Source organism: Streptomyces sp. NPDC004667 (genome assembly GCF_040609475.1).
Taxonomy (GTDB): Bacteria; Actinomycetota; Actinomycetes; order Streptomycetales; family Streptomycetaceae; genus Streptomyces.
Genome location: NZ_JBEXKC010000026.1, coordinates 1 through 15,916 on the forward strand (window position 1 = coordinate 1; position 15,916 = coordinate 15,916).

Here is a 15,916-nt window from a genome sequence, read left to right on the forward strand (position 1 = left end):
CGTGGGGCGGCTGTCGCTCAACATCGATCAACCTCGAACATATCTAGATATCTCTCCCGGGGCGGATGGGGGACCCGCTTCACTGAGGGCAGGTAGCAGGCAGGCAGGCAGGGCAGGCCGGGCCGGGCCGCGCCGGGCCGCGCCGGGGTCAGTCCACGACGAATTCGCACCAGACGCACTTGCCGCTGCCCCGCGGCTCCACTCCCCAGACGTCCGCCAGCCGGTCGACCAGCATCAGGCCCCGTCCCGAGACCCCCGAGTCCCCGGCCTCGCGGCGCCGCGGGAGGGCGCTGGAGCGGTCCTCCACCTCCACCCGCAGCCGCCGCTGGGTGCCGGCCAGGACGCGCAGGGTCACGATCGCGGGGCCGTCCGTGTGCATCAGGGCGTTCACGATCAGTTCGTCGGCGACCAGTTCGATCTCGTCGGCGCGGCCCCGCGCGCCCCACGCCCGTACGGCCGCACCGATCATGTGCCGGGCGGCGACGAGCGCCTCGGGGTCCCCGGGGGCCACGTGCTGCTGGAGCCGGCCGCCGCCCTGCGGGACGTCCTCGCCCCGGCGCCGGAGCAGGATCAGGGCCATGTCGTCGTCGCCCCGGTCGTCGACGACCTCGCACAGCCGGTCGGCGAGCAGCTGGAGGTCGCCCGGCCCGCCGCGCACCAGGTCGGTGAGGAAGCGGATGCCGTCGTCCAGGTCCGCGCCGGGCTGCTCGACCAGTCCGTCGGTGCACATAAGGAGCGTTTCCCCCGGATCCAGTTCCACAGTGGTGACCGGGTACTCCAGGCGGCCGAACTCGGCGGACAGTCCGAGCGGCAGCCCGCCCTCCACCGGCAGCCGGCGGCAGTCGCCGTCCCGGGTGCGCAGCAGCGGGTCGATGTGGCCGGCGCGCACGATCTGCAGGACCCCGGTGGTCAGGTCGGCTTCCGCGTAGGTGCAGGTGGCGAAGCGGTCGGTGTCGAGTTCGTGCAGGAAGACCGAGGCGCGGGCCATCACGGTGGCCGGGGAGTGCCCTTCGGCGGCGTAGGCGCGCAGCACGATGCGCAGTTGTCCCATCACGGCGGCGGCGTGGGTGTCGTGTCCCTGGACGTCGCCGATGACGGCGCCGACGCGGCCTCCCGGCAGCGGGATGACGTCGTACCAGTCCCCGCCGATGTCCTGGCCCATCCGGGCGGACCGGTAGCGGACGGCGATCTGCGCTCCGGGGACGGAGGGGATCCGGCGGGGCAGCATCGCCTGCTGGAGGCCTTCGGCGAGGTCGTGCTCCTGTTCGAGCAGCATCGCGCGCTGGAGGCTCTGCGCGATGCTGCTGCCGAGCGCGACGAGCAGGTTGCGTTCGTCCTGGGTGAAGCCGTCCTTGTCCTGGTAGAGGAGGCCGATCGCGCCGATGGGCCGGGCCTGGGCGATGAGCGGCAGGTAGGCGGCGGCCGAGATGTCCATCGAGGCGATCCGCGACCAGAGGCCGGGATAGCCCTCGGCGAACTCCTGCGCCGAGTCGAGGAAGCGCGGCTGGAGCGAGCGCACGACCTCGCTCATCGGGTACTGCTCGTCGATGCGCGTGTAGCGGGTGCCGGGGACGAAGCTCCCGGGTGGCCCTTCGGCCACCAGGTGGATCCGGCCCGCCTCGACGAGGCCCATGACCATGCCCATGGAACCGAGCCGTTCCAGGCCGTGGGCGTCGCCGAGGGCGTCGATGACGTCCTTGACGGTGCGGGCGTGGGCGAGGGCGGCGGTGGTGCTCTCGACCACGGACGTCTGGCGGCGGCGCTCGTCGTCGAGGCCGAGGCGCTCGGCCGAGTGGCTGAGCTCCTCGGTCGCGTCGCGGACGATGCCGATGATCCGGTACGGGCGGCCGTCGTCGCCGCGCATGACGCGCCCCTGGGTGTGGGTCCAGCGGAGCCGGCCGTCGTGGCAGCGGATGCGGAAGTAGGCGCCGTAGCTGTCGAGCCCGCTCTTGAGGGCACTGGAGACGAGGGCGTCCAGCCGGGCGGCCTCGGCGGGCGGGACGCGGGGGCCCAGTGACTCGGGCCGCCCGTCGTACGCGTCGGAGGTCGTGTCGAAGACGTCGAGGGCGGCCGCGTCCAGGTGCATGAGCCCGGTGACCAGGTCCCAGTCGAAACTGCCCATCCGGTTCAGTGAGAGCGACCGGTCCGGCTGTGCGGGCCAGTCCTCCGGTGGAGATGCGGTGCTCGACACCGGTCCACCATGACACAGGGGCCGGTCAGGCGCTCTCCAGATTGGAGGCGGAGTCGAAGGGCGCCTGCTGCTGGTCCGGGAATCCGAAGGGGTCGGCGGGCACGGCCGGGTCGTGCGGCTGCGCGTCGCCCGGGGCGAGGGGCGCCCCCGGGTCGGCCGGGGGCTGGGCGGGCACGGCGGGCTGGGCGGGCAGGTCCTGGAACGGGTCCGGCGGGAGGGCGCCCGCGCCGGGCCGGTCGGCGGGAACATCGGCGGGAACATCGGCGGGTGCGTCGGCGCGGGGCTTCTGCGGGGTGGCGGGCGTGTTCTGGGCACCGTCGGCCGCCCGGCCGGGGACGCACGGGGTCGCGGAGGGGGCGGCGGGGTCCGCCGGGTCCCCGGGGGCGGCGGGCAGTCCAGGGGGCCCGGCGGGCGGGCCGAGGGGCGGGGCCGTCTCGTCGAGAGGTCCGGCGGGCAGGTCCAGGGGAGGCGCCGTCTCGTCCAGCGGCGGGGCCGTTTCATTCAGGGGCGGGGCCGTTTCGTTCAGCGGGGGCGCCGTCTCGTTCACAGGGGGCGCTGCTTCGTTCAAGGGAGGCGCCTTCTCGTTCAGGAGCGCGGCCGACGGGCCGAGGAGGGGCGCCGGGGCGTTCACGGGCCCGGCCGGCAGGTCCAGCGGGGGTGCCGTCTCGTCCAGTGGGGGTGCCGTCTCGTCCAGGGGCCCGGCGAGCGGGCCGGTGGGGGCGGCCGGCTCCCCGGGAGGGCCGGCGGGCGGGGCGCCCGGGAGGTCGGACGCGGTCCCGGAGGGCGGCGGCCCGGAAGGGGTGCCGGGCGGGGGCGCCGACGGCGGGGTGGACGGGGCCTTCGGCGGGGTGGTCCGGGCCAGGCTGTTCGGGTCCGCGCCGGCGCAGGGGTCCGAGGGATCGGGCGGGGTCGCGGGTCCGTTCGGGATGCCCGCGGCCGGGTCGTAGGGGGGCAGCACCCGGGGGACCTTGTCCTGGGCGCCGTCGTCGCCGGTCTTGCGTTCGATCCAGGTGTTGTCGGCGATGTTCACGATCACCAGGCTGTTGATCGCCTGGGCGGTCGGCTCGATGACGATGACCTGGTTGGCGTGGTAGCCGTTCCACTGGTCGCCCTTGAGCAGCGGGCTCCCCTTCGCCCCGAGTGGCGCGGCCAGCGGGTTCCCGCAGGCGCAGCGGACGCGGGGCATGCCGTGGGCGTCGACGAGGACGGCCGTACCGGCCTGGAGGACGGCCTGGTAGCCGTCGGCACGGCCGTCGCGGAAGGAGTGGTTGGTGATCCGGGTGTCCGCGCGCAGGACCACCGGGGTGAGCCCGCGCAGGAACTCGGGGATCTTCTCCCGCTCGACGCCGGCGACCTCGGCGAAGGCGCGGGACTTGCCGTCGTCCGAGGTCAGGAGGGTGACCTGGCGTTCGACGTCGCAGCTTCCGAGCCGGTTCGTCCCGCCGTACAGGCCGGGGGTGGCGGCGCCGACCGTACGGATGCCACGGCCGCTCGCGTTGGGCAGCGGCGGCTGGACGGGCGCCGACTCGGCGGTGGCCGACGAAGGGGTGAAGGGGTCGGGGCCGGGGGCGCCGACGGGCTGGAGGGCGAGCTCCATCCGGTCGGCGGCGGCGCCCTTGGTCTGTTCGGGGCCCGAACCCGAGCAGCCGGCGGCGAGGAGGCCGACGACCGCCAAGAGGGCCGCGCAGGCCGGTACGTGACGGCGCGGCGCCTGACGGTGTGTCGGTGCGGGCACGTCATTCACGTCGTTCACGCTGCTCTCCCTTTTCGCCCCGGTTGCTCCTCTCTTGTCTGCCGCATCTCCCCCGACACCGCAACCGGAGCGCCCGTCAGACCGTATTGAACATGTTCAAGGAAAAGCGTAGGGTCACGACCACGAGTTGAACGCGTTCAAAGGAGGGGACCTTGACCGTCCTCGTGAACCTGATCGTCGCCTTGGGGATGGTCTGCGCCGTCCCCCTGGGCCTGCGCCTGATCGACCCGGTCCGGCTGCGCCGCACGGCCCGGCTCTGGCCCCTCGCGGCCGTGCCGGGGGCGCTGTGCCCGTGGCTCCCGCGCGGCCCGGCGGCCACCGTCCTCGCCGCGCTCTACGCGGCCGCCGCCCTGGCCCTCGCCGGCCGGGCCGGGGCCCGGCTGCGGCGGACGCTCGCCCGGACCCCGCCCGGGGGCGGGCGGCTGCCGGACCCGGCCGAGGCGGCCGTGCTCACCGCCCTGCTATCACCCTCGGTCGCCGCGACCGCCCTGGTCGCGGAGCGGGCCGGGTACCGGCTCTTCGGCTTCGACCTGGACGTCCTGGCGCTGACCGTCCCGCACTTCCACTTCGCCGGGTTCACCGCCGCCCTGGTCGCCGGTCTGGTGTGCCGCTCGTCGGGGACCCGGCGCGGAGCGCGCTGGGCCGCGTACGCCGCGTGCAGCGTCCCGGCGGGAACCCTGCTGGTCCTGCTCGGCTACTTCGTCGACGACTGGGCCGAACTGCTGGGCGCGGTGGTGCTGACCACGGGGATGTGGGCGGTGGCCCTGGTGACCTGGCGGGACCTGCGGCCCGCCGCGCGGGACCGGAGCACCGCGACGCTGCTGGCCGTGTCGGCGGCGGTCCTCGTGGTCACGATGCTGCTCGCCCTGTGGTGGGCGACGGGCGAGGCCACCGGGATCGTCCACCCCACCCTGACCTGGATGGCCGCCACGCACGGGCTGGGCAACGCGCTCGGTTTCGCCCTGTGCTCCCTGCTGGCGTGGCGCCGGCTGACCGCCGCGACCCCCATGCCCCCCACATCCCCCTCCGTCGCCCCCGCGGCGGCGCCCGCACCCCGCACCTGACGTCCGATCGAACGGAGAACACGCCATGACCCGCCTCATCAGCGCCGGCCGGGACACCGTCAACTACCCCGACCGGGGCGCGACGGCCCGCCGGCCCCTGCCCGCCGGATACAACCACCTGCACCACCGCACCCGGATCGGCCAGGGCCGGGCCGTCTTCGAAGCCGCCGGGACCGCGGTCACCACCTTCCGCGCCCACCGGGCCTCGGGCGTGCGCGTCCGCACGCCCGAGGGCGGCGGCGCCGTCCGGCCGGGTCTGCGCGTGGAGGTGGGCATCGGCCCGGGACCGCTGCGGATCACCGCCCCCTGCCAGGTGATCTGGACCGCGTACGAGCCGACCCGCACCGGCTTCGCGTACGGCACCCTGGCCGGGCACCCCGAATGCGGGGAGGAGTCCTTCCTGGTGGAGATCGACGCCGAGGGCGCCGTGTGGTTCACGGTGACCGCCTTCAGCCGCCCGAACCGCTGGTACACCCGGCTCGCCGGTCCCCTGGTCCCCCTCCTCCAGCGCGGCTACGCGCGGTGGCTGGGCCGCCACCTGCGCGCCCTGGCCTCCGGCGCCTGATACTGGAGGGGATGGACTGGTTCACGGCGCCCGGATACTGGCTGGGCCGGCTGGTCTTCCAGCGGGCCCTGGCGGGCGTCTACGTCTTCGCGTTCCTCGGGGCCGCCCTGCAGTTCCGGGCCCTGATCGGGGCGCGCGGCATGCTGCCCGTCCCGGACTACCTGCGCTACGTGCCCTTCCGCCACGCCCCGAGCCTGTTCCAACTGCGCTACTCCGACGGGCTCTTCGCCGGCTGCGCCTGGACGGGGGCGGCCCTCGCGGCGGCGCTGGCCGCGGGCGCGGGCGACCTCGTACCGCTGGGCGCGGCCATGGGGATGTGGGCGGCGCTGTGGCTGCTCTACCTGTCGATCGTGAACGTGGGGCAGACCTGGTACTCCTTCGGCTGGGAGTCCCTGCTGCTGGAGGTCGGTTTCCTGGCCGTCTTCCTCGGCAACTCCCGGGCCGGGCCGCCCGTGCTGGTGCTGTGGCTGCTGCGGTGGGTGCTGTTCCGGGTGGAGTTCGGCGCCGGGCTGATCAAGATGCGCGGCGACGCCTGCTGGCGCAAGCTCACCTGCCTCTACCACCACCACGAGACGCAGCCGATGCCCGGTCCGCTCAGCTGGTTCTTCCACCGTCTGCCGCGCCCCGTCCACCGGGTGGAGTGCGCGGCGAACCACGTGACCCAACTGTTCGTCCCGGTGCTGCTGTTCACCCCGCAGCCGGTGGCCTCGTACGCGGCGTGCCTCATGGTGGCCACCCAGCTGTGGCTGGTGCTGTCGGGCAACTTCGCCTGGCTCAACTGGCTGACGATCACGCTCGCACTGCCGGCCGTCGACTTCACGGCGCTCGCCGGCCCCCCGCCCGCCGCCGCGTCGGTCACGGGGCCGGTCTGGTACGTCGTCCTCGTCTGCGCGGTGACGGCGCTGGTCCTGGTGCTCAGCCGGCATCCGGTGGCCAACATGATCTCGCCGCGCCAGGTGATGAACCGGTCCTTCGACCCGCTCCACCTGGTCAACACCTACGGGGCGTTCGGCACGGTCGGGCGGATCCGCGACGAGGTCGTGGTCGAGGGGACCGCCGACGCGGTGCCCCGCGAGGACGGCGCCTGGCGGGAGTACGGCTTCAAGGGCAAGCCGGGCGATCCGCTGCGGATGCCGCGCCAGTTCGCGCCGTACCACCTGCGGCTGGACTGGCTGATGTGGTTCGCGGCCCTCTCCCCCGGCTACGCCCGGGACTGGTTCGGGCCGTTCGTCGAGCGGCTGCTGGCGGGCGACCGGGACACGCTGCGGCTGATCCGCCACAACCCCTTCCCGGACGCCCCGCCGCGGTTCGTACGGGCCCGGCTCTACCGGTACCGGTTCACCACCTGGCGGGAGCTCCGCGAGACGGGCGCCTGGTGGCACCGCACGCCGCTGCGCGAGTACCTGCCGCCGACCCGGCTCGCCGGAGCCCGCGCCTCAGAGCCCGAGTAGGTCCGCCTCCCGCTCCGCGGAGATGCCCGGCGACGGCCGGTCGGAGCGCTGGGGGGCGACGCCCCCGAGGGAGCGGAGCCAGGCCCAGGTGTCGGCGGCCGTCTCCTCGACGGGGCGGCACTTCAGGCCCGTCGCCAGGGCCCGGCCGGGGTCGCCGCCGAACATGTGGGCGTGGGCCTCGCCCTCCGGGAGCCAGACGGGCAGTTCGGTCCACGGCTGGATCCCGGCCGCCTCGATCACGGTCTGGTCGGTCCAGCGCGGCTCCAGGGGTACGCCGGTGGCGGCGGCGCAGGCCTCCAGGAGACTGCCCATGGTGGCGTGGCCGAGCGGGGAGATCAGGTCGTAGGCGCCGCCGTGGCCGGCCTCCGCCGCGTCCAGGGTCCAGTGCGCGAGGTCGCGCACGTCGATGTACTGGAGCGGGAGCCCGGGGCGTCCGGGGGCGAGGAGGGGACCGCCGCGCGCGACCCGGTTGAGCCACCAGGGCAGCCGGCCGACGTTCTCGTACGGACCGAGGATCAGCCCGGCGCGCACGAGCAGCGCGCGCTCCCCGAAGGCGTCGACGGCGGCGATCTCCGCGCCCCTCTTGTCCTCGGCGTAGGCGGCGGAGTCCGCGTCGGGTGATCCTTCGACCAGCGGGCCGTCCTCGCCCGGGCCGTCCTCGCCCGGGCCGACGGTCGCGGGGTAGGCGTAGACCGAACGGGTGGAGACGTAGACGTACCGGCCGACCCGGCCGGCCAGCAGGCGGGCGCTGTCGCGGACCGCGGTGGGGGCGCCGCCCCAGGTGTCGACGACCAGGTCCCACTCCCCCTCGGCGAGGGAGTCCAGGCCGCCGGGGAGCGTGCGGTCCCCGCGCAGTGCGGAGGTTCCCGGCGGGGGCGCGTGGTGCCCCCGGTGGAAGACGGTCACCTCCCAGCCCCGCTCCAGGGCGTCTTCGGTGATCGCGCGCCCGACGAATTCGGTCCCACCCAGCATCAGCAGCTTCATGGGACCGACCATGCCGGGGCGGGCCCGGTGGGGGAAGGGATGATCGCCGACAGCGATGACGCTCACGGCGTAGGCCGGACGGGAACCCTCGCGGACGGTGCGGACGCGGGGCGGCCCCGCGACGTGCCGCGCCCCCGCCACCCTCGGGTGACGGGGGCGCGCCGGGCTTCGGCTCTAGTCGATGCCGGGCAGGATGTGCGGTTCCGCCAGGTCGTCCTCGTAGCCGGCCAGTCGGATGGGGGCGGAGCGGGCCCAGACCTCGAGGCTGCCGAGTTCGTCGGACCGCGTGCTCGCCCTCCAACCCGTGCGCTCCATGGTCGGGTCGGTCTTGGTCATCTCAGTCACCGCGCACTCCCTTGTGTCGCGTAACCCGGCGGGCTCGTCCGCGCGCCGGATAGGGATATAGAAGGTCTTCCGGACGCGGTGGCGCCATGGTGGAGCGGGGCCCGGGTGAGGCTCCTTGCGCTTCAGGGTACACATATGAGCGGGGGCCCGCTCGATGGAACGGTAAAATCCGCGCTGGACCGCTTGTTTTCTCCCCGAGTTCAGGAAGTCGCCCACCGGCGTGTCCGCCGGGACTGATCTGCTCGGGTGCGGAGGCACGCGAGCGGCGACGACAGTAGGGAGTCACGGTGGCGAGGTCAGGAGTACCCGCGTTCGGCAGTGTCGACGAGCTGATGGACCTTCTGCACGCCCATCACGAGGCCCCGGACGCTTCGGACCGCGACCTCGGACTACAGACTGCGGCGCTCCTGCGCCGCTCGCATCCGTTCGACAAGGAACTCCAAGTGGCCGGACTGCTCCACGACCTGGGGCGGCTGCTGGCCCGGGAGGGCGGCTCGGGGGCGCCCGCGGACCCGGCCGAGCGCACGGCGGAGGCGGTCCGTCCGCTGCTGGGCGACCGCGTGGCCCGGCTGCTGCGCCCGCCCGTCCCGGGCGCCGAGCCGGAAGCGGAGACACTGCGCCAGGCGGCCCGTGCGGGCCGGGCGGCGGGGCTGGACGCCGGGGTGATGGAGGACTGGCGCCCGGTGCTCGAACTCGTCGCGGCCGGGGCCTATCAACTCTGAGGCGCGATGCGCCCGAACGGGTGAGGAGGGGGCGGACGGCCCGCGCCGTCCACCCCCTCCTCACCCCGTACCGCCGCGGACGCGGCGGCGGTCCTACCAATTGGCGGGCGCGTAGTCCTTCAGGAAGACTCCGAAGAGGTCCTCGCCGGCCTCGCCCCGGACGACCGGGTCGTAGACGCGGGCCGCGCCGTCCACCAGGTCGAGGGGCGCGTGGAAGCCCTCCTCGGCCAGGCGCAGCTTGTCGAAGTGCGGACGCTCGTCGGTGATCCAGCCGGTGTCGACCGAGGTCATGAGGATGCGGTCGGTCTGGAACATCTCCTGGCCGCTGGTCCGCGTCACCATGTTCATCGCCGCCTTGGCGGCGTTGGTGTTCGGGTGCCCCGCGCCCTTGTAACCGCGGCTGAAGACGCCTTCCATGGCGGAGACGTTGACCACGTACGCACGCCCGCTGGACGCCTGCCGGGCGGCCTCGGCCATCGCCGGCCGCAGCGCGCTGATCAGGATGAACGGCGACGTGTAGTTGCACAGCTGGGTCTCCAGCAGCTCCACCGGGGAGATCTGGTCGATGGTCTGCACCCAGGTGTTGGAATCGACCACGTCGGGCAGCAGGCCGCCCGCGTCGATGGCCGTGCCGGCGAGGTGCCGCTCCAGGCTGGCGTTGCCCGCGACCAGGGCGAGGTCGGCGACCTTCTGCGCCTCCAGCCCGCTCACGCCGACGGGCAGCGCCGCCAGGCCGTCGACCGCGCCGGAGTTGAAGGCGCCGATGACGCGGTGGGCGGGGAGCTCGCCGGCGGGCAGCGGGGCGCCCTCGCCCTCGACCAGCGCGGCGTACGCGGTGGGCAGGCGGCGTACGGTCTGCGTCGCGTTGTTGATCAGGATGTCCAGCGGACCGGCCGCGGCGACCTGCTCGGCCAGCGCCACGGACTGGGCCGGGTCGCGCAGGTCGATGCCGACGACCTCCAGGCGGTGCATCCAGTCCGCCGAGTCCTCCATCGCCTTGAAGCGGCGGATCGCGTCCTTGGGGAACCGGGTGGTGATCGTGGTGTGGGCGCCGTCGCGCAGCAGCCGCAGCGCGATGTACATGCCGATCTTGGCCCGGCCGCCGGTGAGCAGCGCGCGCTTGCCGGTCAGGTCGGCGCGGGCCTCCCGCCGGGTCCGGTTCTCGACGGCGCACTCCGGGCAGAGCTGGTGGTAGAAGTAGTCGACCTCGACGTACCGCGTCTTGCAGACGTAGCAGGAGCGGGGGCGCTGGAGTATTCCGGCGATCCGGCCGGCTTCGGTGACCGAGGAGGGCAGGATGCCCTCGGTCTCGTCGTCGATGCGCTCGGCGGAGCCGGTCGCGGTCGCCTCGGTGACGGCCTTGTCGTTGGCGGTCTTGGCGGCGCGGCGCTCCTGGCGGCGGCGCTGCTTGACCGTGCGGTAGAGGCCGGCGGTGGCACGGCGTACGGTGATGGCGTCGGGGTGGTCGACATCGATCTTGTCGAGTTCGTCGAGCACGCTGAGGCAGAGGGCCAGCCGCTCGGGGTCGATGCCCGGCCCGTATGCGTGGTTGTCTTCGGTCACCGTCATGGCCGCTGCCGTTCCCTGTTCGCTCGTCCGCGTCCGCCTGCTGCGGAGGTCCCAAAACCGCCACTGTACGGAGCCGACACGCCCGGGACCAAACCCGTATCCGTGCGCCTCACCCACCGCGAACCCCCTGTCACGGTATGGATGGTTTCGTAACGCTCCGTACGCTCCGGGACACGGTCGCCGGCGACGGTTCCCGACGGAGCGCCGCCCCGCCGGAAACCGGTAGGTACTCCTTCCGGTGTATGCCAGGAGGATGACTCGCCCGCCGATCAAGGAGCCCGTGGGCGGATGAAGAGGAGCCCCGGGTGGGGCATCGTGGAATGCATGAGCGCCCTGGCCCTGTCGGTCCTCCTCTGCCTGGTCTCCGCCGTCGCGTACGCGAGCGGTGCGATCGTCCAGGAACACGTCGCGGCGAGCTCGCCGGACGACTCCTACGCACCGCTGCGCCGCGCCGCCTGGTGGGCGGCGGTCGCCCTGAACGGGCTGGGCGCCCTGCTGCACGTGGTAGCGCTCGCGTACGGGCCGCTGAGCCTGGTCCAGCCGCTGGGCGCGCTGACCATCGTCTTCGCCCTCCCGATGGCGGCCGTCTTCGTGGGACGCCGGGCGGGCGCGGCGGCCTGGCGCGGGGCCGTCCTCGCCACCGTCGGCCTGGCCGGGCTCCTCGCCCTGACCGGCGGGAACGGCGCGGGCCGGGAGGCCCTGGCCGGCACGGAACGGACCCTGCTGCTGTCGGTGACGGCGGGCGGTGCGGCGGTGCTGTTCCTGGCGGCCCGGCGGGCGCGGCGGGCGGTGCTGCGCAGCGTGCTGCTGGCGGCGGCCGCCGGTACGTCCTTCGGGATGGCCTCGGTGTTCACGAAGTCGGTCGCGGAGAGCTTCGAGGCGGGCGTGTCGGCCGGGCTGTGGCCGGACCTGGCGGCGATCGCCGTACTGGCGGCCGGCGGGCTGCTGCTCTCGCAGGCCGCGTACCGGGGTGCCGGGCTGACCGCGCCGCTGGCCACGGTGACCGTCGTCAATCCGGCGGTGGCCGCGGCGGTGGGCATCTCGTTGTTCGACGAGGGCTTCCGCTACGGCACCGCCGGAACCGTGGCCGCGCTGGCGAGCGCCGTGGTGGCGGCGGCCGGCCTGGTGCTGCTCACGGCCGTGCCGCCGCAGGTGCGGGGGTCAGATGCCGACGCCCTTGCCACGGAGGTACTTGAGCGGGTCGATGTCGGAGCCGTAGCCGGGGGCGGTGCGCATCCCGAAGTGCAGGTGGGGCCCGCTGGTGTTGCCGGTGGAGCCGGAGCGGCCGATCCGCTGACCTCCGGAGACCTGCTGGCCGGCCTTGACGCCGAGCGCGGAGAGGTGGGCGTACTGGGAGTACCGGCCGTCGGCGTGCTTGATGACGACCTGGTACCCGTAGGCTCCGGCCCAGCCCGCCGACTCCACCGTGCCCGGTCCCACGGCCTTGATGCTGGTGCCGGTCGGCACCGGGAAGTCGACGCCCGTGTGGTAGCCGCTGGACCAGGAGGACCCCGCGACGCGGTAGGCCGTTCCGAGGGCGGCGTCGACGGGGGCGGAGAAGCCGCCCGAGGCGGGCTTCTGCTCCGCTGAGGGCTTGGCGGCGGGTTTCTCCGTCGGCTTCTCGGCGGGTTTCTCCGTCGGCTTCTCGGTCGGCTTCTCCGTCGGCTTCTCCACCGGTTTGGCCTGGCCGGCGGGCTCCACGGGTTTGACCGGCTCGGCGGTGCGCGGCGGCTTCTCCGGGTTCTGCGCGGGCGGCGCGACGGGAGCGGTGGTCACCCGGAGCGTGAGCCGCTGCCCCGGGAAGATCATGTCGGGGTTGCCGCCGACCGTGCTCCGGTTGGTCTCGTAGAGGGCCTGCCAGCCGCCCTCGACGTGCTGCTCGACGGCGATCGTCGAAAGCGAGTCCCCGGGCGCGACGACGTACGGGTTCGGCAGGACGGAGGTCCCGGTCGGGCGGGGCATGACGACGGGCGTCCCGGTGGTGGCCTTGGTCGCCTGGAGCCGGTCCATCGGCGCCTGCGTCCGCGCGGGCTCGGGCTGAGCGGACTTGGCCTGGTCCGGCTCGGCCTGGTCCGGCTCGGCCTGGGACCGCGCCGGCTTCGGCGACGCCGTCCCCGCGGTGGCGGGTGACGCACCACTGCGGCTGAGTCCGGACTGCGGGCCGCAGGCGGGCCAGGCCTGCGGGCCCTGCCCCCTGAGCACCTTCTCCGCGACCGCGATCTGCTGGTCCTTGGTCGCCAGGTCGGCGCGTGCGGCGAAGGCGGTGCCGCCGAAGTCCCGCCAGGTGCTCTGGCTGAACTGGAGCCCGCCGAAGTAGCCGTTGCCGGTGTTGATCTTCCAGTCGCCGGTCGCCTCGCACTCGGCGACCTTGTTCCAGGTGTCCACGGAGGCGGCGTGCGCGGCCCCCGCCCCGATGAGCGGGAGCGCGATGCCCGCGCCACCCGCGGTGACGGCGAGCGAGGCCCGGTTGATGCTGCTCGGCTGGTACCGGCGGTGCCGGCCCCGTACACCCATGGGAGCCCCCTTGAAGACATCAGGAACCGCACAACCTAACGCCGCCCCACATGACTGACAAGAGCCACAACCAGCCGCCGTACGGCTGGAGTTGGGCATCTGTCGAACAGTGGGACGGCGTTCGCGCGGACTGACGTACGGGTTCACCCGCCAGGGGGAGGCTGCGGCCCGCCGGTCCCTCAGCCGAGCGGGCCCGGCTGCGGAACCGGAGCGGGGCCGGGCGGCGCGGGCACCGGATCGGGCTCGGGGAACGGCGCCGGAACCGGCGGCACCGGCCGCGGCACGGGCTCGGGGTCCGGGAGCGGCGGGAAGGGCGCCGGAACCGGGTCGGGCTCGGGCGGCGGGGGCTGTGTCTGCTCTGCTTTTCGCTCCATGAGTCCCACTTTCCCCCGATCCCTTCCACCATGCCCCCGGACACGGCGGCGGGGCCGGTCAGGCCGGGGGTGCGGGGGTGGTGTCCGCTCCGCGCAGCCGCAGGGCCGCGGCCAGACCGGGTCCGGGGCTGGAGAGGACGGGCACGCGGGTACGGGCGAGCGGGGCGGCCCCGGCCATGGAGGCCTGGGCCAGGACGATGACGTCGGCGTCCGTGACGGCGTCCACCGCCTCGGCCACCGCCGCGAGGTGACCGGCGGTGTCCCCGGCCACGAAGAGCTCCCAGGCCCCCTCGACGAGGCGCGTACGGACGGACACCGGGCGGCCGTCGGCCTCCCCGGCCAGCAGTTCCGCGGTCGGCGCGAGGGTCGACTCGATGGTGGCCAGTACGGCGATCCGCGGGCCCGTGCGGACGGCCTCGGCCGCCATGGGCCGGTCCACCCGCAGGACCGGGACGCCGAGGGCGGGCGCCAGGGCCTCCGCGACGGCCCCGAGGGTCGAGCAGGTGACCAGCACCGGCTCGCCCGCGTCGCCGAGCAGCCCGCGCAGGTCCTCGGCGACCGACTCCGGGCCGTGGGCGCGGGCCCGCTCCAGCAGCTCCGGGTACACCAGGTGCCGCAGCACGGCGCCCGGGTGCTCCCGGTCGCGCAGCGCGTCGAAGACCGGGACGTGCGCCGCGGAGGTGTGGAGCAGCGTCAGCCCCGTCACCACAGGCCGGAGTCGGCGTCCAGCTGCGCCTTCGCGGCTTCCACGAGAGCGGCCGGGGCCACGGGCGCCCGGTCGGGGTGCTTGGCGGCCCAGCTCGCCGCGTAGGGGCAGAGCGGGACGACCGGCACGCCCTCGGCGGCGGCGATCCCGTAGAAGGTCCCGACCAGGTCCCCGGCGATCCCGCGGCCCTCGTGGCCCGGCTCGACCACCGTGTGCACCGCGACCAGCGCGTGCGGCTCGGCGTCGAGGACGAAGTAGGCGATGAACCCGACCACCGCCCCGTCCTCGACGGCCAGCAGCCGCCCGGCCTTCCGCTCGTCCAGCAGTTCGATCGCCATGTGCCCGACTCCCCTCAGACAGCAACCGCGTGGGGGCTGCGCTCCTGATCCGTACCCGGCACCGGGGCGGACGGGTCCGACCCCAGCTCGATGATCCTGTTGTCCGCGTCCACGTGAACGACACGCGGCGAGAACACCCGCGCCTGCGCGTCCTCGATCTGCGCGTAGCTGATCAGGATGACCAGGTCCCCGGGGTGCACCAGGTGCGCGGCGGCCCCGTTGATCCCGATGACACCCGAACCGCGCTCACCCTCGATGACGTACGTCTCCAGCCGCGCACCGTTCGTGATGTCGACGATGTGCACGAGCTCCCCCGGCAGCAGGTCCGCCGCGTCGAGGAGATCGGCGTCGATCGTCACTGAACCGACATAGTGCAGGTCGGCCTGGGTGACGGTGGCCCGATGGATCTTGGACTTGAACATGGTACGAAACATGAAATAACTCCCGATATGTCTGCTCCCTGCCCGCTTCACGCAGGTCAAGGGCGGTCCCGGCAGCCTACAACCGTTCTCAAGTTCGGTTAGCTTTCCCTAGGTCTTTCAGGACTCATGCTGACCGATTGCTGGATCTTCTAATACTTCATCAGGTTGACGTGGGTTGATCCGGCCACCGCACCGCGTGAGCCCCTGGGTCCGGCACAGCCGGCCAAGGCCTCCGGCCCGCCGTCAGCGTTCCAGGAACCACCAGCGGCTCCACCCTAGCCTCGCCGTTTCGGTTGGGTACGGCAGCTGGTGGGGCGGAAACGCGAAAGTGCCTTCCTGACCTGGAACGATGAACCTTGCTGAGGGGTTCTGTCGGTCCAAGCGGGGGGCACTTTCTACAGCAGGCTATCGGGTTGCGGCCCAAGGTCCATGTCAGCGCCGATGGTTCGGGGGTGGTCGGGCATGCCGGGGCACGGCTGCTGGCGGATCTCGCTGATGCCACTGGGCTGACCGCCGCGTACTCCGCGGCTCTCAGGCCGCTTCGGCCGCGCGGGACCGGACACGATCCGGGACGGATCGCCACCGACCTGGCGGTAATGCTCGCCGACGGAGACGAGGCCATCGCGGACCTGGCAGTACTGCGCGACCAGGGCGAGGTGTTCGGCCCCGTCGCCTCGACACCGACGGCTGGCGACTGCTCGCCGACACCGACGAGAGGACACTGACCGCTCTGCGCTCGGCCCGTGCCCAGGCCCGGGAAGTCGCCTGGCTGCAAGCCGCCGAGCAAGGTGAGGGCCTACCCGCAGTCCGGGCCGCGGGACGCATGCTGCCCGGGCCGGTCCTGGACCTCGACGCCACGCTGGTCACCTGCCACTCCGAGAAAGACGAATCGGCATGTTCCTTGGCCGCTGCTGCCGC

13 protein-coding genes and 2 pseudogenes are annotated in these 15,916 nt (G+C 73.8%); 6 read left to right on the top strand and 9 right to left on the bottom strand.

The window, feature by feature from the left end; genetic code table 11:
- Positions 1-148: 148 nt before the first annotated feature.
- Both ABZW32_RS16875 and ABZW32_RS16880 read right to left on the bottom strand, forming a co-directional pair.
- Positions 149-2,209, bottom strand: a complete 2,061-nt coding sequence (locus tag ABZW32_RS16875; RefSeq protein ID WP_356216570.1) for a SpoIIE family protein phosphatase — start codon at positions 2,207-2,209, stop codon at positions 149-151.
- A gap of 7 nt (positions 2,210-2,216) precedes the next feature.
- On the bottom strand, positions 2,217-3,944 hold the full coding sequence (locus tag ABZW32_RS16880) for a DUF6777 domain-containing protein (RefSeq protein ID WP_356216400.1): 1,728 nt from the start codon (positions 3,942-3,944) through the stop codon (positions 2,217-2,219).
- 152 nt (positions 3,945-4,096) lie between these two features.
- Here ABZW32_RS16880 and ABZW32_RS16885 point away from each other — a divergent pair, with 152 nt between their 5' ends.
- From ABZW32_RS16885 to ABZW32_RS16895, 3 genes are read left to right on the top strand one after another with little or no spacing between them, the layout of a single operon-like run.
- Positions 4,097-5,008: a YndJ family protein gene (locus ABZW32_RS16885; RefSeq protein ID WP_356216402.1), complete on the top strand. Its 912-nt coding sequence runs from the start codon at positions 4,097-4,099 to the stop codon at positions 5,006-5,008.
- A 25-nt stretch (positions 5,009-5,033) separates the two neighbouring features.
- Entirely contained in the window at positions 5,034-5,573 is a 540-nt protein-coding gene (locus tag ABZW32_RS16890; protein WP_356216404.1) for a DUF1990 domain-containing protein, read from the top strand.
- 11 nt (positions 5,574-5,584) lie between these two features.
- Complete coding sequence (locus tag ABZW32_RS16895) at positions 5,585-7,024, top strand: lipase maturation factor family protein (RefSeq protein WP_356216406.1); 1,440 nt, start codon at positions 5,585-5,587, stop codon at positions 7,022-7,024.
- Here ABZW32_RS16895 and ABZW32_RS16900 read toward each other — a convergent pair.
- Positions 7,010-8,008, bottom strand: a complete 999-nt coding sequence (locus tag ABZW32_RS16900; protein ID WP_356216408.1) for an NAD-dependent epimerase/dehydratase family protein — start codon at positions 8,006-8,008, stop codon at positions 7,010-7,012. The two genes, ABZW32_RS16895 and ABZW32_RS16900, sit on opposite strands and share 15 nt — an antisense overlap.
- Before the next feature lie 174 nt (positions 8,009-8,182).
- On the bottom strand, positions 8,183-8,353 hold the full coding sequence (locus ABZW32_RS16905) for a hypothetical protein (protein ID WP_167456775.1): 171 nt from the start codon (positions 8,351-8,353) through the stop codon (positions 8,183-8,185).
- Between the two features lie 287 nt (positions 8,354-8,640).
- Between ABZW32_RS16905 and ABZW32_RS16910 the strand changes: the two genes are divergently transcribed.
- Positions 8,641-9,075, top strand: a complete 435-nt coding sequence (locus ABZW32_RS16910) for a hypothetical protein (protein WP_356216410.1) — start codon at positions 8,641-8,643, stop codon at positions 9,073-9,075.
- A 93-nt stretch (positions 9,076-9,168) separates the two neighbouring features.
- Here the strand turns inward: ABZW32_RS16910 and ABZW32_RS16915 are convergent, their stop codons facing one another.
- Positions 9,169-10,644, bottom strand: coding sequence for an SDR family NAD(P)-dependent oxidoreductase (locus ABZW32_RS16915; protein WP_356216412.1), 1,476 nt, complete (start codon positions 10,642-10,644; stop codon positions 9,169-9,171).
- A 324-nt stretch (positions 10,645-10,968) separates the two neighbouring features.
- On the opposite strand from ABZW32_RS16915, the pseudogene ABZW32_RS16920 reads away from it, so the two are divergent.
- Positions 10,969-11,781 (top strand): annotated as a pseudogene (locus ABZW32_RS16920) (DMT family transporter); the annotation flags it as partial.
- Positions 11,782-11,805: 24 nt separating this feature from the next.
- Here the strand turns inward: ABZW32_RS16920 and ABZW32_RS16925 are convergent.
- The 4 genes from ABZW32_RS16925 to panD all read right to left on the bottom strand — a co-directional run bounded on the left by ABZW32_RS16925 (position 11,806) and on the right by panD (position 15,010).
- Positions 11,806-13,158, bottom strand: coding sequence for a transglycosylase family protein (locus tag ABZW32_RS16925; RefSeq protein WP_356216415.1), 1,353 nt, complete (start codon positions 13,156-13,158; stop codon positions 11,806-11,808).
- Positions 13,159-13,590: 432 nt separating this feature from the next.
- The gene (locus ABZW32_RS16930) at positions 13,591-14,241 is read right to left on the bottom strand and encodes an aspartate/glutamate racemase family protein (protein ID WP_356216418.1); all 651 of its coding nucleotides are present in this window, start codon (positions 14,239-14,241) and stop codon (positions 13,591-13,593) included.
- A complete protein-coding gene (locus tag ABZW32_RS16935) occupies positions 14,235-14,576 on the bottom strand; it encodes a GNAT family N-acetyltransferase (protein ID WP_356216420.1) in 342 nt (113 codons plus the stop codon). Before ABZW32_RS16935 ends, ABZW32_RS16930 begins: the two co-directional genes overlap by 7 nt.
- A 14-nt stretch (positions 14,577-14,590) precedes the next feature.
- Positions 14,591-15,010 (bottom strand): aspartate 1-decarboxylase, encoded by a 420-nt coding sequence (gene panD / locus ABZW32_RS16940; protein WP_356216423.1) that lies wholly within the window; start codon positions 15,008-15,010, stop codon positions 14,591-14,593.
- Between the two features lie 395 nt (positions 15,011-15,405).
- Between panD and ABZW32_RS16945 the strand changes: the two are divergent.
- Positions 15,406-15,890: pseudogene (locus ABZW32_RS16945) on the top strand (transposase); the annotation flags it as partial.
- Positions 15,891-15,916 lie beyond the last annotated feature (26 nt).

What these genes read in the sequence shown, in the direction of transcription:
- ABZW32_RS16890 (WP_356216404.1), top strand. Translation starts at nt 5,034, where the DNA reads ATGACCCGCCTCATCAGCGCCGGCCGGGACACCGTCAACTACCCCGAC.
- ABZW32_RS16895 (WP_356216406.1), top strand. Translation starts at nt 5,585, where the DNA reads ATGGACTGGTTCACGGCGCCCGGATACTGGCTGGGCCGGCTGGTCTTC.
- ABZW32_RS16900 (WP_356216408.1), bottom strand. Translation starts at nt 8,008, where the DNA reads ATGAAGCTGCTGATGCTGGGTGGGACCGAATTCGTCGGGCGCGCGATC.
- ABZW32_RS16915 (WP_356216412.1), bottom strand. Translation starts at nt 10,644, where the DNA reads ATGACGGTGACCGAAGACAACCACGCATACGGGCCGGGCATCGACCCC.
- ABZW32_RS16925 (WP_356216415.1), bottom strand. Translation starts at nt 13,158, where the DNA reads ATGGGTGTACGGGGCCGGCACCGCCGGTACCAGCCGAGCAGCATCAAC.
- ABZW32_RS16935 (WP_356216420.1), bottom strand. Translation starts at nt 14,576, where the DNA reads ATGGCGATCGAACTGCTGGACGAGCGGAAGGCCGGGCGGCTGCTGGCC.
- panD (WP_356216423.1), bottom strand. Translation starts at nt 15,010, where the DNA reads ATGTTTCGTACCATGTTCAAGTCCAAGATCCATCGGGCCACCGTCACC.